The 20,594-nt window shown below is 69.1% G+C and carries 21 protein-coding genes and 2 pseudogenes; 13 read left to right on the top strand and 10 right to left on the bottom strand.

The window, feature by feature from the left end:
• The first annotated feature begins 25 nt into the window (after positions 1-25).
• On the top strand, positions 26-892 hold the full coding sequence (locus tag OG933_RS43130) for an SCO6745 family protein (protein WP_405632873.1): 867 nt from the start codon (positions 26-28) through the stop codon (positions 890-892).
• Between the two features lie 153 nt (positions 893-1,045).
• On the opposite strand, the gene OG933_RS43135 is transcribed toward OG933_RS43130, so the two are convergent.
• Both OG933_RS43135 and OG933_RS43140 read right to left on the bottom strand, forming a co-directional pair.
• A complete protein-coding gene (locus OG933_RS43135; protein WP_362525787.1) occupies positions 1,046-1,531 on the bottom strand; it encodes a DUF427 domain-containing protein in 486 nt (161 codons plus the stop codon).
• Between the two features lie 187 nt (positions 1,532-1,718).
• Positions 1,719-2,762 (bottom strand): zinc-dependent alcohol dehydrogenase family protein, encoded by a 1,044-nt coding sequence (locus tag OG933_RS43140; protein WP_405632877.1) that lies wholly within the window; start codon positions 2,760-2,762, stop codon positions 1,719-1,721.
• Between the two features lie 108 nt (positions 2,763-2,870).
• Between OG933_RS43140 and OG933_RS43145 the strand changes: the two genes are divergently transcribed.
• A complete protein-coding gene (locus tag OG933_RS43145) occupies positions 2,871-3,797 on the top strand; it encodes a LysR family transcriptional regulator (RefSeq protein WP_405632879.1) in 927 nt (308 codons plus the stop codon).
• A 9-nt stretch (positions 3,798-3,806) separates the two neighbouring features.
• Here OG933_RS43145 and OG933_RS43150 read toward each other — a convergent pair.
• Positions 3,807-4,412, bottom strand: a pseudogene (locus tag OG933_RS43150) (ABC transporter ATP-binding protein).
• Positions 4,405-5,385: an oligopeptide/dipeptide ABC transporter ATP-binding protein gene (locus tag OG933_RS43155; RefSeq protein ID WP_405632882.1), complete on the bottom strand. Its 981-nt coding sequence runs from the start codon at positions 5,383-5,385 to the stop codon at positions 4,405-4,407. The pseudogene OG933_RS43150 and the gene OG933_RS43155 overlap by 8 nt, the downstream one beginning before the upstream one ends.
• A gap of 100 nt (positions 5,386-5,485) precedes the next feature.
• Between OG933_RS43155 and OG933_RS43160 the strand changes: the two genes are divergently transcribed.
• Positions 5,486-6,724 carry an MFS transporter gene (locus tag OG933_RS43160; RefSeq protein ID WP_405632885.1) on the top strand — a complete coding sequence of 413 codons (1,239 nt, stop codon included), beginning with the start codon at positions 5,486-5,488 and terminating at the stop codon, positions 6,722-6,724.
• A 109-nt stretch (positions 6,725-6,833) separates the two neighbouring features.
• Here OG933_RS43160 and OG933_RS43165 read toward each other — a convergent pair whose 3' ends face one another.
• Positions 6,834-7,229: a helix-turn-helix domain-containing protein gene (locus OG933_RS43165; RefSeq protein ID WP_362525779.1), complete on the bottom strand. Its 396-nt coding sequence runs from the start codon at positions 7,227-7,229 to the stop codon at positions 6,834-6,836.
• A gap of 156 nt (positions 7,230-7,385) precedes the next feature.
• On the opposite strand from OG933_RS43165, the gene OG933_RS43170 reads away from it, so the two are divergent.
• The 3 genes from OG933_RS43170 to OG933_RS43180 all read left to right on the top strand — a co-directional run bounded on the left by OG933_RS43170 (position 7,386) and on the right by OG933_RS43180 (position 10,405).
• The gene (locus OG933_RS43170; protein ID WP_362525776.1) at positions 7,386-8,117 is read left to right on the top strand and encodes an alpha/beta hydrolase family protein; all 732 of its coding nucleotides are present in this window, start codon (positions 7,386-7,388) and stop codon (positions 8,115-8,117) included.
• A gap of 626 nt (positions 8,118-8,743) precedes the next feature.
• Positions 8,744-9,586, top strand: a complete 843-nt coding sequence (locus tag OG933_RS43175) for a phosphotransferase family protein (protein WP_405632888.1) — start codon at positions 8,744-8,746, stop codon at positions 9,584-9,586.
• A 252-nt stretch (positions 9,587-9,838) separates the two neighbouring features.
• Complete coding sequence (locus OG933_RS43180; RefSeq protein ID WP_362525770.1) at positions 9,839-10,405, top strand: antibiotic biosynthesis monooxygenase; 567 nt, start codon at positions 9,839-9,841, stop codon at positions 10,403-10,405.
• Between the two features lie 533 nt (positions 10,406-10,938).
• Here the strand turns inward: OG933_RS43180 and OG933_RS43185 are convergent.
• Together OG933_RS43185 and OG933_RS43190 are read right to left on the bottom strand one after the other, a co-directional pair.
• Positions 10,939-11,268 (bottom strand): hypothetical protein, encoded by a 330-nt coding sequence (locus tag OG933_RS43185; RefSeq protein ID WP_405632891.1) that lies wholly within the window; start codon positions 11,266-11,268, stop codon positions 10,939-10,941.
• A 49-nt stretch (positions 11,269-11,317) separates the two neighbouring features.
• Positions 11,318-11,875, bottom strand: a complete 558-nt coding sequence (locus OG933_RS43190; RefSeq protein ID WP_405632893.1) for a DUF3291 domain-containing protein — start codon at positions 11,873-11,875, stop codon at positions 11,318-11,320.
• Between the two features lie 273 nt (positions 11,876-12,148).
• On the opposite strand from OG933_RS43190, the gene OG933_RS43195 reads away from it, so the two are divergent.
• Positions 12,149-12,850 (top strand): SDR family oxidoreductase, encoded by a 702-nt coding sequence (locus OG933_RS43195; RefSeq protein ID WP_405633707.1) that lies wholly within the window; start codon positions 12,149-12,151, stop codon positions 12,848-12,850.
• Positions 12,851-12,887: 37 nt separating this feature from the next.
• Here OG933_RS43195 and OG933_RS43200 read toward each other — a convergent pair whose 3' ends face one another.
• Positions 12,888-13,028, bottom strand: coding sequence for a hypothetical protein (locus tag OG933_RS43200; RefSeq protein WP_405632894.1), 141 nt, complete (start codon positions 13,026-13,028; stop codon positions 12,888-12,890).
• 38 nt (positions 13,029-13,066) lie between these two features.
• On the opposite strand from OG933_RS43200, the gene OG933_RS43205 reads away from it, so the two are divergent.
• The 3 genes from OG933_RS43205 to OG933_RS43215 all read left to right on the top strand — a co-directional run bounded on the left by OG933_RS43205 (position 13,067) and on the right by OG933_RS43215 (position 17,264).
• Positions 13,067-14,086, top strand: coding sequence for a hypothetical protein (locus OG933_RS43205; RefSeq protein WP_405632895.1), 1,020 nt, complete (start codon positions 13,067-13,069; stop codon positions 14,084-14,086).
• Positions 14,087-14,463: 377 nt separating this feature from the next.
• On the top strand, positions 14,464-15,417 hold the full coding sequence (locus tag OG933_RS43210) for an SMI1/KNR4 family protein (protein WP_405632896.1): 954 nt from the start codon (positions 14,464-14,466) through the stop codon (positions 15,415-15,417).
• A gap of 395 nt (positions 15,418-15,812) precedes the next feature.
• Positions 15,813-17,264 carry a carboxylesterase family protein gene (locus OG933_RS43215; protein ID WP_405632897.1) on the top strand — a complete coding sequence of 484 codons (1,452 nt, stop codon included), beginning with the start codon at positions 15,813-15,815 and terminating at the stop codon, positions 17,262-17,264.
• A 92-nt stretch (positions 17,265-17,356) separates the two neighbouring features.
• Here the strand turns inward: OG933_RS43215 and OG933_RS43220 are convergent.
• A pseudogene (locus tag OG933_RS43220) lies at positions 17,357-17,514 on the bottom strand (AraC family transcriptional regulator); the annotation flags it as partial.
• A 2-nt stretch (positions 17,515-17,516) separates the two neighbouring features.
• On the bottom strand, positions 17,517-18,383 hold the full coding sequence (locus OG933_RS43225) for a helix-turn-helix domain-containing protein (RefSeq protein ID WP_405632898.1): 867 nt from the start codon (positions 18,381-18,383) through the stop codon (positions 17,517-17,519).
• A gap of 234 nt (positions 18,384-18,617) precedes the next feature.
• Between OG933_RS43225 and OG933_RS43230 the strand changes: the two genes are divergently transcribed.
• The 3 genes from OG933_RS43230 to OG933_RS43240 all read left to right on the top strand — a co-directional run bounded on the left by OG933_RS43230 (position 18,618) and on the right by OG933_RS43240 (position 20,557).
• Positions 18,618-19,013 (top strand): MmcQ/YjbR family DNA-binding protein, encoded by a 396-nt coding sequence (locus OG933_RS43230; protein ID WP_405632901.1) that lies wholly within the window; start codon positions 18,618-18,620, stop codon positions 19,011-19,013.
• Positions 19,010-19,378: an MmcQ/YjbR family DNA-binding protein gene (locus OG933_RS43235; protein WP_405632902.1), complete on the top strand. Its 369-nt coding sequence runs from the start codon at positions 19,010-19,012 to the stop codon at positions 19,376-19,378. Before OG933_RS43230 ends, OG933_RS43235 begins: the two co-directional genes overlap by 4 nt.
• Before the next feature lie 423 nt (positions 19,379-19,801).
• Complete coding sequence (locus OG933_RS43240) at positions 19,802-20,557, top strand: SDR family oxidoreductase (RefSeq protein ID WP_405632904.1); 756 nt, start codon at positions 19,802-19,804, stop codon at positions 20,555-20,557.
• The last annotated feature ends 37 nt before the right edge of the window (positions 20,558-20,594 follow it).

The following is a 20,594-nucleotide window of genomic DNA, read 5'->3' on the forward strand; positions in this document are numbered from 1 at the left end:
TGATCACCGATACCGGAGCCACAGCATGACTTCTTCCAGCGACGCGAGCACTGGCCGCCGCTGTCACCACGCCGTCAGTCCCCTGCACGCGGCCGTGTACTTCGCACCGGAGCGGCAGGACGAACTCGCGGCGCTCGGGCTGGAGAGAGGGGCCATGTCCTACTACGCGGGACGCGCCGCCCCGCTCGGTGCCGTCGGCGCGGGCACGGTCACCGCGACGTTCTACAACTTCAACCACGAGCATGTGCAGCGGTACATCCCCGCCGCCTGGGCGGTCGCCACACCGGAGGCGGTGCTCGCGGCGGTGCTGCGCGGTGTGGACGGGATGCTGCGGCGGCTGCTCGGAGCGGAGGTCCTCGCGTCGAAGGAGCTGGCCGAGGCGGCCGGGCTGGCGCTGCGCGCCACCGAGGCGTGCCACCGCGAGGCGCGCCCGCTGTACGCCGCGCACGCCGGCCTCCCGGTGCCCGAAGAACCCCACCTGGCCCTGTGGCACGCCGCGACGCTGCTGCGCGAGCACCGGGGTGACGGCCACCTCGCCGCCCTGGCCATCGCCGGCCTGTCCGGCATCGAGGCGCTGGTCCTGCACAACGCCACGGGCACGGCACCGACGTCGGCCCTGTTCAGGCGTACCCGCGGATGGTCCGCGCAGCAGTGGGACGCCGCCCGGGAGCAGTTGCGTGAGCGCGGCCTGCTGGACGAAGCAGGGGACCTCACGCAGGCAGGCGCGATCCTGCGCGGCGAGGCCGAAGTGCTCACCGACCGCCTCGACGCCGCCCCGTACGCCCACCTCGGCGCGACCGCCACCGCACGCCTCACCGAACTGGCCGGTGACATCTCCAGAACCGTCAGAGCAGCGGGCGCCTTCCCCGCGGCGCTCCTCGGCAAGGGCTGAGGGTCGGGATCGGGGCCGGGAGGTCCGGCGCCCTCGCCATGGACCGCGGGGCAGTTGGGGGCCGGTGTTCCGGATCCGCCGGCGCGATTGACGTAAGCCCTCGGCTTGGGCGACTGCCGCGATGAGCGCCCGAGCGGGGGTTCCCGGTTCCGGTCACCAGCCGTGCGTGTGCGCGCCTCCCTTGAACGGCCCCCGGACCTCGGGGGTGATCCACCCTCCGTAGAAGTCGCCCTCCTGTGGCCGCACCGCGTGGCCGTCGACGGTGCAGCGGTCGACTCTGCCGGCGTAGAAGGCGAAGTGGTCGACGAGGTCTTCGTAGGGCGGCCGCGGATCGGAATAGCTCCATGCGGCGAGGGCGCGGATGTCGGATCCCACCAGGATGTCCCAGAAGGCGGCCCTCCCCTTCCACTCGCACCAGGCGTGATGGGAGGCAGCCCGAAGGAGGTCCGTACGGACGTCGCCCGGGGGGACGTAGAACACCGGTGGGTGGCTGGTCTCCATGATCTTCAGAGCGCCGGTGGTGTCGGCGAGGATCTGCCCGGCGCACTCGACGACGATCCGCCGTGGGTCGCGGTGCAGGGCGGGCGGACGGGGGTAGTCCCACACCGACTCCGCAGGGGTGGTCTCATGTGACGGCATGGAGGCCTCTCTTCCGGAACAGAACGATCGGTCACCCTTCCTTCCGCACAGACACCGGCTGCGGATGAGGTCGTCTCCGTCGGCCTTGGGGGCCGCGGATCGTCGCTTTCGCGGGCACACGCTCCCGCAGCGAAGATCACGGCATCCGCCCCGGACAGTGTCCTGAGGGCCGTGGCGGGTCGTGCCTTCAGAAAGCGATGCGGATCTTGAGGGCCGTGCGGTCGTCCATGGCGCGGTAGCCGTCCGGCACCCCGTCGAGGTCCACGGTGCGGTCGAAGACCAGGCCGGGGTCGATCGCGCCGGACAGCACGTCCGGCAGCAGCTCGGGAATGTACGCGCGTGCGGGGGCGACGCCGCCGGCCAGCGTGACGTTCCGGTCGAACATCCGGGAGATGTCGACACCGGCGCTGCCGCCGTGCGGCACGCCGACGTAGCCGACCGCGCCGCCGTCGCGGGCGATGGAGATCGCGGTGCGCATCGACTCCTCGGTGCCGACGGCCTCCAGTACCGCGTGTGCGCCCTGGCCGCCGGTCAGCTCCTTGACCGCCTCGATCGCGGCCTCTCCGCGCTCGGCGACCACCTCGGTGGCGCCGAAGCCACGGGCGATCGCGGTGCGCTGCTCGTGCCGGCCCAAGGCGATGATCCGGCCGGCGCCGAGGCGCTGCGCGGCGAGCACACCGCACAGCCCGACCGCGCCGTCGCCGACCACGGCGACCGTGGCGCCGGGCCGCACTCGGGCGGCGACCGCGGCGTGGTGGCCGGTGCTCATCACGTCGGAGAGGGCGAGCAGGCTGGGCAGCAGCTTCTCCTCGTCGGCTGTCTCCTTGGGCAGCTTGACCAAGGTGCCGTCGGCGAACGGGACGCGGACGGCCTCGCCCTGGCCGCCGTCGGAGCCGACCTCGCCCCAGAAGCCGCCTTGCGGGCAGGAGGTCTGCAAGCCCTCTCGGCAGTAGTCGCAGGTGCCGTCGGACCAGACGAACGGGGCGACCACGAAGTCACCCGGGCGCAAGTCCCGCACCTCGGAGCCGACCGCCTCGACCGTGCCGAGGAACTCGTGCCCGATCCGTTGACCCGCCGTGCGGGAGGCGACACCGCGGTACGCCCAGAGGTCGCTGCCGCAGATGCAGGCGCTCACCACCCGCACTACGGCGTCGGTCGGCTTACGGACCACCGGGTCGGGCGCCTCCTCGATCCGGATGTCGTGGGGACCGTGGATCACGGTGGCACGCATGAAGACTCCTGGACACTGATCGGGACATGGGCTGATCACGCCAGGGTCGCCGCGCATATGTTCTGGTGTCCAGCTACATCTCCTTCACCACCTCTTTAAGATGAACTAATGCTTGATGTTCGACGACTCATCCTCCTGCGTGACCTCGCTGCCCACGGCACGGTGACGGCCGTGGCCGAGCTCCACAGCGTCACGCCCTCCGCCGTCTCGCAACAACTACGGCTCCTGGAGGACGAGACCCGCACCCGCCTGCTGGAACGCACCGGCCGCTCCATCCACCTCACCGCCGCCGGCCGCCGACTGGCTGAAGACACCGGAAACGTGCTCGCGGCACTCGAAAAGGCCCAGAACCGACTGCACACCGGCACCGGGGAGCCGACCGGACCCCTCCACATCGCCTGCTTCCCCAGCGCGCTTGCACCGGTGGCCGCCCCCCTCGGCGAAGCCCTGGAGAGCGTCCACAGGGACCTGCGGCTGCATATCACCGAGGCCGAACCCGAGGCCGCCGTAAGACTGCTGCTCGAGCGACGCGTCGACCTCGCGCTGCTCTACCGCTACACCAACCTCGCCGCACCCCCGCACCCCGGCGTCGAGGCCCACACCCTGAGGGCCGATCCACTGGTCGCGATCCTGCAGACCGACCACCCGGCGGCCGGCCCCGAGCGATCCGCGATCGACCTGCGGGAACTCGCGGACACCCCGTGGATCACCGCCCCGCCCCAAACAGCCTGCGGGGACGCCGTCCTCCAGGCCTGCCGATCGGCCGGCTTCACACCTCAGGTACGGCACACTTGCACCGACTTCTCCGCCATGATCGCTCTCGCCGCAAGCGGCGGCCACACGGTCCTCATCCCGCACATGGCCGCAGCTCACCTCCCGCCGACCCTGACGGCGCGACCGGTGACGGACCACACGCTCACCCGCACGATCGAGATCGCTGTCCGTCATGGCACAGCGCACGAACCCGCGATCGCCGCCTGCCTCGACGAACTTCGCACTCTCGGTAACCAGCACGGCAGACACGACGCAGACTGAAATCCTTGCTCACCCATAGGAGGACGATTTCCGTCTGTCGCACCGTGGTCGGGTGCGACTCCGGGTGGGTTGCTGCTTCTTCGCCTCTCCGCCCAGCGTGTCCCAGTCGACCGTGCGATCGCACGAACGGTGCAGGAGTACCCGGTCGTGACCCACGGCGAGCAGGCCGGCGCCGGTGGCCCGGCGGTATTCCTCGACCACCGTGACCAGGGCGGCCGTGGTGGAGGCGTCGAGCATCGCCGTCATCTCGTCGCACACCAGCCAGCGCGGGCGCAGCACGAGGGCGCGGGCCAGGCAGGCGCGTTGCAACTGGCCGTCGCTGACTTCGTGCGGGCGTCGGCTCAGCAGGTCGGGGGGTCAGGCCGACGCCCTCGGCCAGTTCGGGAACCCGGTCGGGGACGGCCTCGCGTCGGCCGGTGGTGCGCAGAGGCTCGGCGATCAGGTCGTGGAGTCGGGGCGGTGCAGGAGCGCGGTGACGCGGGCAAGGGTGGACTTGCCGCAGCCGCTGGGACCGAGCAGCCCGACGGCATCGCCGGGCATGACCGACAGGGAGACGTCCCGCACCACAGGGGTGTGCCGGTCGTATCCGGCCGTGATGCTTCGCAGTTCAAGCACGGCGGTCCTCCTGTGCGTGCGGGTGGTGGCAGACGACAGCCCCCGCCATCCGGGGCAGCGTGGCGCAGGCCTCGGTTGCCCGGTCGCAGCGGGCGGCGAAGGCGCGGCCGTCGGGCAGGTCGCCGAGTTCCGGGGGCATGCCGGGGATGGGGGAGAAGGCAGGGTCGGGGAGGGCCTGGAGGAGACCTCGGCTGTACGGGTGGCGGGGGCCGGGGGAGCCGAAGAACGTCTGCGCGTCGGCGAGTTCGACGATCCGGCCGGCGTACATCACGGCGACACGGTCGGCGATGCGTTCGGCCGCAGCCAGGTCGTGGGTGATCATCAGCAGGCCTTGTCCAGCGGCGTCCACGGGGCGCCGTAGCTCGTCGACCGTGCGGTCGACCAGGTCACGGTCGAGCCCGGTTGTCGGTTCGTCGGCGAGCAGCAGGGGCGCGTCGCCGACGAGCGCGAGGGCCGTGGCGGCGCGCTGGGCGAGGCCGCCGGAGAACTGGTGGGGGTGCCGGTCGAGGTGGTCGGCCGGAAACGCGGCAAGCGGCCCGTAGGCGGGCCGTCCCGCGCCATCGAGGATCTTGTCGACCATGACCTCGCGGTCCACTGCGGCGTCGAGTGCCTGCCGTATCGCCCGGTCGCCGGTGACCTTGTTCTCTGGGGGGAGCGTGACGGTCCGGAAGTCGTACGACTTCGCGTCGTACGACTTGAGGCCGTCGTCGCCCTTGAAGGTCGCTGCCAGGTTGGGCGGGAGGATCGCACCGTCCAGATCACCGGAGCGCAGCCGGGTGGCGCGCACGTTGTCGTCCGCGATGACCGCCATGGTGAACGTCTTCACCTTCGGCGCGCCGCCCCAGTACTTCGGGTTCGCCTTGAAGGTGAGCTTCTCGCCCTTGCTCCAGGAGGCGAGGACATACGGTCCGGTGCCGACCGGCTTGGTGTTGAACGAGCCGGTGTTGGGGTTGCTGCGACCAATGTGCGACAAGGGGCTACCCAGTGAGTTCTGGCAACAGTCTTGCTATTGCAAGTAATGTGCAACAAGCTAGGCGGACCCTTACTGCCAGCCTGTGACGTGGAGCCTTGTCATGCCCCGCCTGATACCGGACGCCGGACCGCAGCGCGTCCTCGCGGCCTCGAACTTCGTCTACACCGTCGGCAGCGGCCTCTATCTGACCGCCGGAGTGCTGTACTTCACCGAAGCGGTGCACCTTCCGGCAGACCAGGTGGGGCTCGGGCTCGGCATCGCCGGTCTGGTCGCGCTGGCCCTCGGTGTCGCGGTCGGACATCTGGCGGACCGCTACGGAGCGCGTGGTGTCTACGCGGTCACCCTTGTGGTTCAGGCGTTGGCCACGGCGGGCTTCGTGCTCGTGGACGGCTTCTGGCCGTTCGTGCTCGCGGTCGGCGCGGCTGCCGGGGCGAAGGCGGCCGGAACCGCCGCCCGCTCCCCGCTCATCAGGCACTACGGAGGGGATCGGCCGCAGGAGTTCCGGGCCTATCTCCGCGCGGTGACCAACGTCGGCATCTCCCTCGGCGCGCTGGGAGCGGGCTGGGTCGTACAAGTGGGCACCCTGACGGCCTACCAGCTCATGGCCGCCGGCAACGCGATCGCCTTCGTGGTCTCCGCGGCGCTGCTGATCCTGCTCCCGCCGGTCGCGCCGCTCCCGGCCACCCGCGGCCCCCGCTGGATCGCCCTCCGCGACCGCCCCTACCTGCTGCTCACCGTCCTCGACGGCATCATGGCCATCCAATTCAAGGTGCTCACCGTGGCCATCCCGCTCTGGCTGGTCGGTGCCACCACAGCCCCGCGCTGGCTCATCTCGGGCACCATGCTCACCGGGACCGTCATCGTCGTCGCATTCCAGGTACGCGCCAGCCGCAACATCGATTCCCCCGAGGCCGGCGGCAACGCCTACCGCCGGGCAGGAGTGGCCTTTCTCATCGCCTGCTCACTGATCTCCCTTTCCGCGGGCATACCGGCATGGGCTGCCGCAACCCTGCTCATCGTCGCCGTGGTGATCCACACGGTCGGTGAACTCTGGCACGCCGCAGCCGGCTTCGAGGTGTCCTTCGCCCTCGCCCCGGAGCACGCCACGGGCCAGTACTTGGGAGTGTTCGGCCTGGGAGCCGGACTGGCCGAGGCCCTCGGACCAGGTCTGCTCATCGCGCTCTGCATCACCTGGGGCCGCCCCGGCTGGTACGTCGTCGGAGCCATGTTTGCCCTGACCGGCCTGGCAGCACCACTCGCTGTCCGCTGGGCACAACAACGCCGCCGGCACGCTCCGCAGACGCAGCCTGACGCCTTGGAGAAGACGCAAGCAGCCTGACCGACCGATGAATTGGCTCGACGTGCCGGCCGGGCGAGCGGTGAGTTTCCGGCCCGGCCCGGCCGACATTTGGGCGCCTGCCGATGCGCGAGTACAGCCGGTGAGAGGGTCAGGCGGGCGAGGCGTCAGGGCGGGCGTCGTATTCGGCGCGGGCGGCGTCGATGTGCGTCAAGTGCGTGACGCTCCACTCCAACAGGGGTGCGGTGGCTTCGCGGAGGGTCCTGCCCATCGGAGTGAGTTCGTAACTGACGTGCGGCGGCATGACGTTGCGGACGGTTCGTGTGAGGATCCCGTCGCGTTCCAGGCCGCGCAGGGTGACGGTGAGCATGCGCTGGCTGATCCCGTCGACGGCCCGCTTGAGTTCGGTGAAGCGGCGTGGCCCCTGGCTGAGGTTCCGCACGATCAGCAGCGACCACTTGTCGCCGACGATGCCGAGCACTTCACGGGCCTGGCACGGGTCCTCCGGCCGTGCCGGCCGCGACTCGCCGCCCACTGCGCCGCTCATGGTTACCTCCAGAGAACCGGGGCACCGAAATGTGCCTTATTGATCAAAGTGCGGCAGGTGCAGCACGATGATTTCGGTTCCTGAAGAGTACCGAGGCACAAACAGGAACCGTAAGGCTCCCGCGCCTCCACACCCGAAGAGGAAACAATTTCTTTTATGTCAACTTTTCTGCTGGTACACGGCGCCTGGCACAGCGGCCAGTGCTGGGAGCGGGTGGTCCCGCTGCTGGAATCGGCCGGACACCGCGTGTTCGCGCCCTCACTGACCGGCTACGGCGACAAGGCACACCTCCTCGGTCCCGAGGTGGGGCTCGACACGCACGTTGCGGACGTCGTCAAGCTGATCCACGAGGAGAACCTGACCGAGGTGGTCCTCGTGGGTCACAGCTACGCGGGGCTGGTCGTCTCGTCCGTGGCCAACGAGGTACCGGAACGAATCGCGCACCTGGTGTACCTCGACGCGATGGTCCCGGAGCACGGCGAGACCGCCGTCGATGTGCAGCCCATGACCCAGAACCTGATCGACCTGGCCGCCAAGTCCGACAACGGCTGGCGCATCCCGCCACTGCCCGAGATGCCTCCGCCCCTCGGCCTGTTCGGAGTCACCGACCCGGCGGATGTCGCATGGCTGCGTGCGACGCTCTCCGACCAGCCGGTGCGCTGCCTGCGGCAACCGGTCCGGCTGGACAACCCTGCCGTGGACTCCATTCCGCGCACGCACATCCACTGCGTCGGCGCAGAGCCGGAAGGCATCGTGCGACGGCCCGTCCCCGCGACCCAGCCCAACGGCTCCCCAGCACGGATACGGGAACTGCCGACCGGGCACGACTGCATGATCACCATGCCGGCGGACCTGAGCGAACTGCTGCTTGAATCCACCCTTCGGTAGCGTCCGGACCGTAACTGCGACAGCGACGCGGGCCAGTACGGCTCCACCGATCGAGCGAGCGCATCAATCTCGGCGACACGTTCTTCCACAACGGCCCGCTCGTGCGAGGCACGGGCGAGGTCGTAGCCGTCGCGGGGGCGGCCCTCGAAGCGGTCCTGCAGGCTGAGGCCGGCGAGGACGAGCACTTCGAGGCTCACGTCGCGGAGCATGGTGGCGGTGGTCGGTGCCTCGCCCCGGCAGCGGCGCGCGTTGTCCTGTTCGTCTGCGTCGTAGTGCAGCCATGCGCAGTGCTCGGCGGTCTCCCCGGTAAGCAGTTGGAGCTGATGCCGATCGTCTCCTGATAGGTGCCGGTGCTGACGACCCTGCGGACGCGCGTCAGATGCCGGACCCCGTCGGATCCCCTCGCCTCATGTCCACATCAACGACCCGGACGCGAACCAGTGACATGATCGGCCGAATAAATCCGAGGGCCTGTACAGGTCGCGTTTTGCGATGCTTATCGCCGGGTCCGGGTCCGGGTCCGGGTCCGGGTCCGGGTTTGGCTGGCGAACGATGTTCACGAGGACGTCGGGGACGTAGCCGTTGTCCCAGGTGCGTAGGTGTACTCAACGATGAGGGAGAGCGGTATGGAGCCATTGGAACTCCGGCGCGCAGTTGAGGCAGGACGGGCGACCGCTTCGGAGCTGGGCCTTCAGGTCGACGATGCGATCGTCATCCACAACTCGGACCGCGTCGCACTGCGCCTGGTCCCTTGTGATGTTCTGGCTCGGGTCGCGCCTTCGGGGCATCTGGCTGATTCCGAGTTCGAAGTAGAGGTCGCTCGCCGTCTCGCCGCCGTCGACGCTCCGGTGGCTGAGCTCGACCATCGGGTCGAGCCCCGAGTCCATGTGCGTGACGCCTTTGCCATTTCGCTCTGGACCTACTACGAACCTGTGCGATCAGATATCGCGCCGGCTGACTACGCGGACGTGTTCCTGCGGCACCATGCCGCCCTGCGCCAGATCGATCTGGACGCACCGCATTTCACCGATCGAGTCGCCGTGGCACTGAGAGAGGTGAACGACCGGGAGCAGTCCCCCGAACTGCCCGATTCTGACCGGAAACTCCTCAGCGACACACTCAGGGGACTGAGCGCCGCGATCAGCATCGACAAAGCCGGCGACCAGTTGTTGCACGGCGAGCCTCATCCGGGCAACCTCCTGAACACGAGGAGAGGGCCGCTTTTCGTAGACCTCGCCACGTGCTGCCGTGGGCCGATCGAGTTCGATCTCGCCCATGCGCCCGAAGAAGTGGGAAAACACTATGCGGGGGCTGACCACGGCCTGATTCACCGGTGCCGAGCCCTGAACTGGGCGATGTTCTCGGCCTGGCGCTGGCGCCGAGACGACCAGATGCCGGACCGGGGCCACTGGAGAGTGGAGGGGCTCAACCAGGTCCGTGCTGCACTCGATCGCTGCGGACTGGGCTGAACCGGAGACAGAGAGCCTGCTGGGTCCCGATCCGCTGCGCCGTGTGCGGCATCCCGACACGGAGCAGCGGACCGCGACCGGTGCCGCCGATGCCGAGCGTGTGGTTCATGCGCACCGCGCGCAGCGTCAACGGCCTCCCAGGCCTCTGGTCGATCACCAGTCGATCACCGCCGACCACCGGCCACCCTCGCTCACAGGGGCGCGTGAGACCTCGAGGCATGACCCCGTGCCCTACGTGGCACACGGGTGAGCATGAGCACCACTGGAGTACGGCAGGGCGAGCCGGTCACCACGGTCCTCACCTGGGAGGTGCGCCCGGGCCGGGAGCAGGAGTTCGAGGACTGGACGCACGGGATCACCCGTTGCGCCCGACGGTTCCCCGGAAACGAGGGCGTCTCGTGGCTGCACCCCGAGGAAGGCCACCGCTTCCACGCGATGCTGCGCTGGTCCGATCCGCACCGGCTCGCCGCGTGGCTGGAGTCGGACGAGCGGGCGTCCTGGCACGCCCGGATCGAGGGTGTCGCCACGGAGATCGGCAGCGAGCGGCAGTCGACGTCCGGGATGGAGACCTGGTTCAACCTGCCCGGCACCACCGTGCAGGCCCCGCCCCGCTGGAAGATGGTGCTCACCACGTTCCTCGGCGCCTATCCGTTCACGCTGCTGATCCAGTGGCTGGTGGCGCCCCACACGGGCGCCTGGCCCCTACCGCTACGGGCCGCCGTGTTCCCGATCGTGCTGCTGCCGACGCTGACGTATCTGGTGATGCCGAGGCTGAGCCGCCTGCTGCGGCGGTGGCTCTATCCTCCGCCGGACCGGTGATCAGGTGTTCCCCGGCGATGCCGGAGCGCAGCACGAACAGGGTGTCCTGGAGCAGACCGCGCTTCGTGCGGAGCACAGATGAAGGCCTCCCGCAGGTGTGAGGGCGGGCGCGGGGGCGACTCGGCAGGAGAGAGGTTGGGCAGTCAGCCTCCCAGGCTCTTCGCCGACCATGGACGGCGAAGAGCCCCGTCCCACGCTCGACGTACGCGGCGAGCGCCGATCCCAGCTCCCGCACCGACAGGGCGGGTCCATCCGGCAGCGCCCCCGAGAGCGAGCGCCTGAAGCTCAGATCCGTCCTGGCCAGCTGCCCTGAACCGAAGGCCCTCACCGGACACGTCCGCGCGTTCGGCAAGATGCTCACCAGCTCCAGGGTGATCGGCCCCCACAGTGGATCAAGGCGGTCCGCGCCGACGACCTGCCCGGTCTCCACGCCTTCGTCAACGGCCTCGACGGGATCTCGCCGCCGCCGGCCTCGGTTTGTTGCGGAAGCGAGTCCTTGTTGCCTGATCGCAGCTCTGGCACTCGCTGTCAGCTCAGCTGATCGCAAGCACCACGGGATCGACGCCCAGCTTGTTTCTGCATAAATCGACGGCCCGCGTGACCCAGGCGGTCACGGCGTCGTGATCTGCCGCGATCGCGTGAAGCTCACGAGCCTTCTCCTGGGCTTCGACCATCCAAGGCGCCAACGCGTCCTCTCGTAGGACTCGCTCGAAGTGATCGCGGGCCACGCCAGGGTCCCCAATGAGGGCGGCTGCGATCCCGGCGTCGAAGCTGTCCCGGAGGAATCCCCGCCGCACCGGTCTGGACATCAGGTAGCGGGCGACGTTCGGCAGAACCGGGAACTTCTCTCTCAGCGCGGTCACGTTCGCAATCGAGGCGTTTGACAGCGAACCCGTTGTTCAGGCTTCCCGGTCAGCGAACCTGGTCGCTCTTCGGCCCGATGCCTTTGATCCTGGTCGGGGTTTCGTCCGGGGCGAATGAGTGGTGGAAGGTGAAGGCGTGCGGCGCGGAGCCGTGGTCCTGGAGGTGCTCCAGTCTGGAAACTCCGTCCTGCCAGGTGGGTATCACGCCGTCAGAGACCCACCAGCACAAGTAATTCGGGTGTCCCGTCCTCTCGAACCAGTCGTAACGCCTGTTCAGCGCCTCACGGTGCAGACCGGTGTAGACGGCGTCGAAGGCGGGGCGCAGGTCGGTCCAGAGTGAGAGTGTCGCGGCCAGGGCGGTGGTTTCCACCGTACGGCCCTTGCCGTACCAGGTCGGTACGACGAACTCTCCCCATGCACCCCAGTCCGCCCCGAAGAGCATGCCCCGGTCGCCGTCTGCCGCTTCGGCGCGCGCGAGGTATCCGGGGTGCTGACTGATATTCCGGTAGACGGCCTCGCCAGTGTCGTAGAACTCGCGGGTGAGAGGTGCGGGATCGGCGAGAGGTGACTTCAGGACGCCGAATGTGTACAGAGCAAGATGGGGCATGCGTCTCTCCCTGATTGAGGCTGCCTGGCGTGGACCCGGTTCGGTGGCTTACGCATGGGGTCGAGGGTTCGTGGGGCATGACCGACTCATCCCGTGGCGGGTGGCTCAGCCTGAAGGAACTCCTGCGCGACCGTGGGCGATCGCCGAAGACCAGGTGAAGGTAGCTGCTTCTGCGGGCCCTGTCGAAGTTGCGTTTTCCTTGTCCAAGTGGCCTCTCGCACCGGTCATTGCAGGGGCTGGGGCTGGGGCTGGGGCGGTGAAGGGCGGGGCAGGCTGCGGCGTACCAGTGATCCACTTCGGTCGATCGGTTCGCCCGCCATGCCGTCCGCACGGACCCCCTACGACGACCGTATGAGCTGGGGCAGCGAGCCCGGCGCGACCGAAGTGATCAGCCAGTCTCTGGCCGAACACGGTGCGTCCACCACCGCGATCGAGGCGGATCTCGCCGACGGGGATACCCCGGCACGCGTCTTCGACAAGGTTGAACAGCGTATGGGCAGTGTCACCGCGCTGGTGATGAGTCACTGCGAGTCTGTCGACTCTGGGCTGCTTGACACCACCGTCGAGAGTTTCGACCGGCACTTCGCTGTCAATGCGCGCGCCACCTGGCTGCTCATTCGCGAGTTCGGACGCCGCTTCACCGCAGAACGGGGAACCGGCCGGATCGTCAGCCTCACCAGTGATCACACCGTCGGCAACCTGCCCTACGGGGCGAGCAAGGGAGCCCTGGACCGCATCACGCTGGCCGCCGCCCACGAACTCGCCCACCTCGGCGTGACCGCCAACGCGATCAATCCCGGCCCGGTCGACACCGGCTGGATGCCCGAGGAAGTCCGGGAGCACTGCGTCCGCAGCACCCCGCTCGGTCGGCTGGGCACTCCGCAGGACACCGCGCACCTCGTGGACTTCCTGTGCTCCAGGGAGGGCGAGTGGATCAACGGGCAGCTGCTGATGAGCAACGGTGGCCTCGCGTAGACGCCCAAAGTCCGATTCTCAAGCGCCACATGCTCGGTCACGCCTTGCGGAGGAGTTCGAATCTCGCGCGGCCGAAGATCTGGCGCTTCAGCATGCTGATCCGGTTGCCGGGCGCGCCGGCCGCCGCAGGGTACGACCCGGCCATCGAAATACTCACGAGTTCGGACAGCACGGGCACGTCTGAGCGGTCCGTCGTGGTGGCCTAGGGTCTGCGCCATGATCAGAACCACGCCGCCGCGCCCGGTACACGTCGAAGGGCTCTTTCCGAAGCTGGGCGCGTTCCGGGGTGTAACGACCCGACTGCATCCGCGGCCGGGGAGCCCGGACGCATCGGTCAGCTCGATCGGCGGTCCTCTGCTGTGGCCAGTCGACGAACCGTGGCCGGTGTGCACCGAGCCGCACAAACGGAGCCGTGGTTACCGCATCGCGGACATCCATCGCGGGCGGCAGGTACTCGCGGACGCCTGGGCCCGTGACCGTCCCGACGACGCCGAACGGGACCTGCTCATGGAGCTCGGCCGTAAGCACCGCGACCAGAAGGTCGCCGACACCGATCCGATCCCGCTGATCGGCCTGGTTCAGCTCTATCGGCGGGACGTCCCCGGCCTCGCGTCGGGCCCGGACGGCTGCGACCTGCTCCAGGTGCTCTGGTGCCCGTTCGAGGCACATGGCCCTACCCGTTACGGCCTGGTCCTGCACGTGCGCTGGCGCCGTTCTGATCAGGTGGTCATGCCGCTGGACGCTCCGCCGCAGCCGTCCCTGGTCGGCTTCGAGGGCTCGGTCGCCGAGCCATGCGTGCTGCACCCCGAGCAGGTCGTCACCTACCCGTACGCCGGCTTGCTCCCGGCCAGGCTGGAGAAAAGGATCGACGCCTGGGAGACGGCCCAGGAACGGAAGGCAGAAAAGCACGACCTGGACGACGAACTGGTCACTTACCACCACGATCTGTCGATTCCACAGGGCTGCCGCGTGGGCGGTTTCCCCTCCTGGCACACGACCGATCCCCACCCGATGAACTGCGAAGCCTGTGCCGCACCGATGGCTCTCCTGCTGACCATCGACAGCAACGAGTGGGACGGCGCCCACGGCAGCTGGATGCCCACCGAGGAATGGGACGTCCCGGCGCAGCTGCGGGACCGCTGCCCCACGAAGCTCACGGTTGGCCGAGACGGCCTCCTGAACGTCTTCGCCTGCCCGACCGAGCCCGGACACCCCCATCGATGGAGCATCCAATAGGCGGAGCAGAGCCCCTCCCCACGTCTCACGTGATCTTCGCGTCGTACGGTTCGCGCCGGGACGACATCCCGGACCGCCCGGGTTGAGGCGCTCAGACGTTCAGGGGTTCGGGGTGGCAGGTGATGAGGGCCTCGGTGCCGGCCGGCGGGGGAGTGCGGGGTCAGGCAGCGGTTCGTGGTGCGAGGGCCTGCTCGAGGGTGAGGCAGAGGGATGACGTCGTCGAGGCCGACGATGTGCAGCAGCTGCGTCACGGGCCTGGGGGTGTGGGCCAGGCGCGGCCGGCCGTCCCGGGCACGGTCGGCGTAACGGTGAGGGCGCGAGGCCTACTGTGTAGGGCCTCGTACGCCTCTTGTCCGATCAGCGAGGAGCAGCAGACTGTGAACGTCGAGATCGAACCGGTTCTGCGCGACACTGCGGCACAGTTAGGGGCCGGTGTCCCGTACGCGCTGAAGGTCGTGGCCGGTCAGTTGGCCGAGGATCCGGACATGGGTGTGCCCTCAGGGCTGCCCGGTGTCCTCACCGTGACGGTCGATGGCGATCTTTTCGAGGACTGCCCCGACCTGTTCGTCGGATACATCCGGGAGCCGGACTGGATCCAGATCCGCTTCGTGAGGCCGGTTTCCCCGGCCGAGCCGTCTGGCGAACTTCCAGACCAGGAGCGGGAGCAGGGCCGAGACCAGGAGCAGCATGCCGACCCTGTCACCGCTGCGGTCACCGTACGCGAGGTCGCCGATGCCTGGCATCGCATCACCAGCTGGCTCCAGATCAACGCCCCCGACTCGTACGCCGCGCTCCGTGACGGCGCCAGTGCCGCTGCCATCGCCGCGCTGGAAGCGGAACTCGGCATCCCGATACCCGTCGAACTGCGCGCCCTGTGGATGTTGACCGCAGGTGACGACGGGGCCGATGGCTGGGGATGCCTTCCGGGGAACATGGCTCTGATGTCCCTGGACGCAGTGGCCGCCCGCTATCGGCTGAAGACGGACGCCCAGGCCCATCAGGACACCCTCGACGGCAATCGCCCCGAAGAGGAGCAGACCATCGTGTGGGAGGCGACCCGGATTCCGCTGGTTGCCCTGAGTCCGGCCGACAGCACCATGGGTCTGTATCTGGACGCCGCGTCCGGCTACCTGGGTTCATGGTCTCGCTACAACGAAGGTTCCGACGAAGTACTCGACACGCTGGTCACTTATCTGGAAGAGGCTGCCGACATGCTGGAGGCCCCCGCCCTGGCCACGCGGGACAAGCCTGGCTTGATCGGCGGGACGCTGGTGTGGCTCAGCAGTATCGACGCTGCTCGGAAAGATCGGTGGCAGCCGGTGACCGGCTGACCCACCCTGAGAGGGTCCGACTCCGCACGTCAGCGGGCGAGCTGGGCGAGGTAGCCGTCCCGCTTGATCTAGGCGCTGTTGAACTGTCCGCGGGATAGAGTCCGGCGCCATGTCGATCACGGGAAGGCGGGTGCACCTCACTAGGAGGTACAGAGAGGTGTCACCTGATGACCACCGGGTGACTGCTGTCCGCTCGGCGATTCATCGGAGTCCAGGGAATGCTTGGAGAGCGTCACCGCGAGCGATCAGCCGCCGACACGCCGCGCGAAACACCCGAACCGCACCGGAAGGAATCTCACGCCATGACCGCGCCCGCGCCTAAGGCTCCGACTGCACCAGGGGTGCGGTCCTGGTGGGGAATCCCGTTCGCCACCGCCGAGCGATACCGCCGCCCCGTGGTCGCGGATTTCGATCCGGACCGCCCCTGTGACCGCAAGGGCGTCGTCTCTGTCCAGCCCGACAGCGGCGACTGGCTCGAAGCGGACAACGGGATGGGCGAGGACTGCCTGAACCTGAACGTGTGGGCTCCCGAGCAGCCGACCGGGACGGCGCTTCCAGTGGCCGTGTACATCCATGGCGGCGGATTCGAGTACGGCGCGAACACGCAGATCACCTCGAACGCCGCCGGTCTCGCCGCGTCGGGGCGCGTGGTGAGCGTGTCGGTCAACTACCGGCTCGGCGCACTGGGCGCGCTCTCGCTCTCCCAGTACGGCGGGCGGCTCGCCGAGGCCAGCAACCTCGGCCTGCAGGACGTCATCGCCGCGCTTGCCTGGGTCAAGCAGAACATCGCCTCCTTCGGTGGCGACCCCGACGACGTCACCGTCTTCGGCCACAGCGCCGGCGCCTACTCCACCCTCGGGCTGCTCGGGACCTCCTCCGCGGACGGCCTGTACCGGCGACTGGCCGGGTTCTCCGGCGCGCCCTCGCGTCTCGTCCCGGCCTGGTGGGCCGAGGAGCTCGCGGAGCGGTTCGTCACCGAACTCGGTGTCGCGGGCAACCCCGACAAGCTGATCGATCTCGACGCGGCCTCCCTGGTGGCCGCCCTGCGCAAGGTCTGTCCGACGGATCTCGGAGTCCGTGGCGGGATGGACAACCAGAGCCTCGGCGTCGTCCTGGACGCCGAACAGCCCGGCGGGGTGGTGCACGCCCACCCCCTGGAAGTCCTGGCCTCGGGCTCGCACCGGGACATCGACATACTCCTGAGCACGGCCGGCGACGAGATGGGCTGGTGGGTGGCGAACGACCTCGACCGGTTCGACCCGCACACCGTCGACCGCGTCACCGACGAATTCGCGGGGTGGCGCATTCCCCGCTCCCGCGCCAAGAGGATCGTCGATACCTACGACCAGGGCGGCCGCACCCCAGCCGAGGTCCGCGCCGCGTCCCTGACGGACTACATCTTCACGCTCCCCGCAGCCCGTGGCGCTCTGGCCCACGCCGCCGCGGGCGGCAACGCCCATCTCCTCATGATCGGACCCGCCGAGGGCGCGCCCGCCGTGCACGGCACCGAGATGTACGCCCTGGTCGGCCAGGGCGCAGCCCTGAACAGGCCGACCGTGACACGCGTATCCGCGACATCGTCCTCGACTTCGTCACCGGCGAGCAGACCCGCCTGTGGCCCGCCGTCACGGACCGGCCCACCTCGGGAAGTGTCGGCAACCCTCCCTACGAGCCCAGCGCCCACCACCAGGCAGTCCTCGACCTGTTCGGGAACATCGCCCGCCCCTGACGGCCGTCGGACGATACGGAACAGCGCAGGGCCACCACGGGCTGATCACCTGGGTTCCTGCGCCTGGAGCCCGGCTGGACCTTCCCACGGGGCGAGCACCGTAAGGAGCTCGGTATGAGCCAGCCGAGGGCAGGAGGTGACGCCGCACCGGGGACGATGGGGGCCGTCGTCGTCACCCGGCCCGGCGGCCTCGACGTACTCGAGATCCAGTTTGCCGGTGGCGTCCCGGGCGGCAGGCTCAGGGTGCGGATGGAACAGCCGAGCAACTCGGCGTAATCCGCGGCTTGGTGCAGTTCGCGAAAGTGCAGCTCCAAGACGTCCAGGAAGCGCCCGTACCTGTCGGCGCGGCCCGTGCCGGCCGTGGCCGACATCATCTACTGGTCACCCGACCAGGGGGAGGAGGGGGGACGGCCGTGGCCTCGCGGGCCGCGAAGGCGGCCGGGGTGAGGCCGGTGCGGTCGCGGAAGAAGCGGCCGAAGTTCGCGGGGTCGGTGAAGCCGAGGTGGACGGCCACAGTCCGGGCATCCCACCGGGCACCTCCCAGCAGGCGTCGGGCTTCCAGGAGGCGCCGCTCGTCGATGAGCTCGCGTACCCCCTTGCCGGTGGCGTCCCGGGCGGCGCGGCTGAGGGTGCGGACCGAGCAGCCGAGCAACTCGGCGTAGTCCGCGGCTTGGTGCAGTTCGCGAAAGTGCAGCTCCAAGGCATCCAGGAAGCGTCCGTACTTGTCGGCGCGGCCGGTGCCGGCCGTGGCCGTGGCCGTGCCGATGGGGGCGATGTCCGGGGAGTTGGCCAGGCGCAGCAGCAACGATTCGAGCAGGCTGCGCCGCAGGGCGTGGTGGATGTCGAGGGGGCGGCGCCCCAGTGCCCGGTGTTCGTCCAGGAGTTGAAGTGCCGTCTGCTGGAGCCAGGCGGTGTCGTCGGGGTGCGGGCTGAGCACGGCAGGGGCCTCGTGCGCGGTGAGCGGGGCCAGGAGACGGGCGAGGTCGGGCCGCAACACGTCCGGTTCGAACAGGATGAACGGGCCGCGGGCCGCGCCGGGCGGATGCCAGCACTGCACGTGCCCGGGACGCACCCACAGCCACTGGCCGGGGGCGACGGTCCGCGTGACGTGGTCGACGTCGTGCCGCAACTCACCCTCGGTGACCAGGATCAGGTAGTGGAAGGTGGCACGGCCCGGACGGGGCGGGTTCCACGGCCAGTCGTCGTGCTGGGCGAAGAAATCCTCGACGGTACTCACCTCAAGGCCGTACGGAGTACCGACCGGGGGCTGGAAACCGTACAGCGGAACCGCAGCCGGTCCTGCCTGCCTGCTCGGCCCGGAGTGTCGCTTGTCGACCATCACGTGTCCGCAGCCTACCGCCCTTCGAGTCGGCTTCGACGGAAGGATGGGACGTGCCACCGCGCCCGCGCGGCGCGCCCTCCGCCCTTTTCGATGCCACAGTCCGTCACCACCTGAGAAGGCTCACCACCCATGAACGGATCGGCCCTGCACAAGACCGCCGCCGACTGCGCGGAGGAACTCCCCGGAGCCCAGCTGGAGCACCCCTTCGGCCCCGACTGGGAGGTCTACAAGGTACGAGGCAAGGTGTTCATGCTGATGACCGAAGTCCCGGGGCGTCCCGTCGTGATTCTCAAGGCGGACCCCGGCGAGGCCCAGGCCCTGCGGGAGCAGTACAGCCACATCACCCCCGGCTACCACATGAACAAGAAGCACTGGATCACCCTGGAGAGCGGAGAAGGCGTCGACAAGGAGCTCGTCAGGGAGCTCGTCACCGACTCCTACCGGCTCGTCGTCGCCCATCTGCCCAAGGCCGAGCGGCCTGTCGACCCGCACACCTACGGCACCGGCACGCGGGCGGCCCGGTGAACGCGGCCGGTGACCGGCTCCAGGACACCGCTCGCCAGGCGGCCCTGGCCCTCCCCGACGTCAGCCACGGCTACCCCTTCACCCCGGGACTCGACGTGTACAAGGTCGCGGGCAAGGTGTTCCTGATCGTCACCGACGACCCGGACGATCAGATCGTCACGGTCAAGTGCGAACCCGAACACGCCCGCGCTCAAGTACGCAGCTACGCCTCGATCACACCGGGCCGCTATCTCGACAAGCGCCACTGGATCTCGCTTGGGCCGGGACCCGGCATCACCGAGCGGCTGGTCACCGACGCGGTCGAGGATTCCTACGACCTGGTGACCGAGCGGCTGCCGCGACGCGACCGCCCCGGTGCCCGATGAGCGCCGCGAGCTTCCCCGCGAACGCGAACGGCGAGCCCTCGCTCGTCAGCGTCGCGCGATAGGGCTCGCCCCGTCCGTACATGCCCGCCTGCGCCCCACAAAGGGGAAGACGTCGTCAGGCAGGACCACCTCTTCGCCGCGGACGCCGCTGCTGAGCCCGCACGGTCGCCCAGCAGCGCCTCAGCGCCACCATCCTGCGGGGCCGCCCGGCGTCGGGAAGATCACCCGCCCGGCTCCTCGCGGACGGCAGCGACATCGCCTTCGAGCCGGTGTCGGCCACTGTCGGCCACCTTCTCCGGCGTGGCCGAACCGCTCCGGACCCCCGATGGTAAGTGGATCGACTTGCCTCATGGGCGGTGCGGGAGTTAGCTTCAAGTGGTGAGTCCTTTGACTTACCTTACGACTCGGCGAGGAACAATGAACATGAATCGTCTTGCGGGCAAGCGCGCCCTCATCACCGGCGGCACGAGTGGGATCGGTCTGGAGACCGCGCAGCGCTTTGTCGCGGAGGGCGCCGACGTGCTGGTCACGGGCGTAACCCCGGCCAGCATCGACAAGGCGCGGCAGATCCTCGGGGACAAGGTGCCGGTGGTGCGGGCCGATGCGCGCGATCTCGATGCGCAGCGCGGCCTGGCGGAGCGGGTGCGTGAGCACTTCGGGAAGCTGGACGTGGCGTTCCTGAACGCCGGCGTCTCGGACTGGCGGCCGTTCGAGGACCACACGGAGGACAGTTTCGACCGGCTCTTCGACATCAACGTCAAGAGCGTCTTCTTTCTCACGCAGGCCCTGGTGCCCGTGCTGGCCAACCCGTCCTCGGTCATCCTCAACGCGTCCAACAGCGCGCACGGCGGCTACGGGCAGTCGAACGCCTACGCCGCGACGAAGGCGGCTGTCGGCTCCCTGATGCGGTCGTGGAACGCGGACCTGCTCAGGTCGCACGGCATCCGGTTCAACGCGGTCAGTCCCGGCCCGGTGGACACTCCGCTGTACTCAAAGCTCGGGATCGAGGACCCCGCGCAGCAGTCGGCGGTTCTGGAAGCGATCAGCTCCGGCATTCCTCTGGGGCGCATGGGTCTGCCCGAGGAGGTCGCGGAAGCCGTCGTGTACCTGGCCTCCGATGTCTCCGCCTTCGCCGTGGGCCAGGACCTTATCCTGGACGGTGGCCAGACCGTTCTCTGACAGCGAGGATGCGGCTGGGAGACGGGCGAGGGGCGTG

The organism is Streptomyces sp. NBC_00016, from assembly GCF_045040885.1.
GTDB lineage: Bacteria > Actinomycetota > Actinomycetes > Streptomycetales > Streptomycetaceae > Streptomyces > Streptomyces coriariae.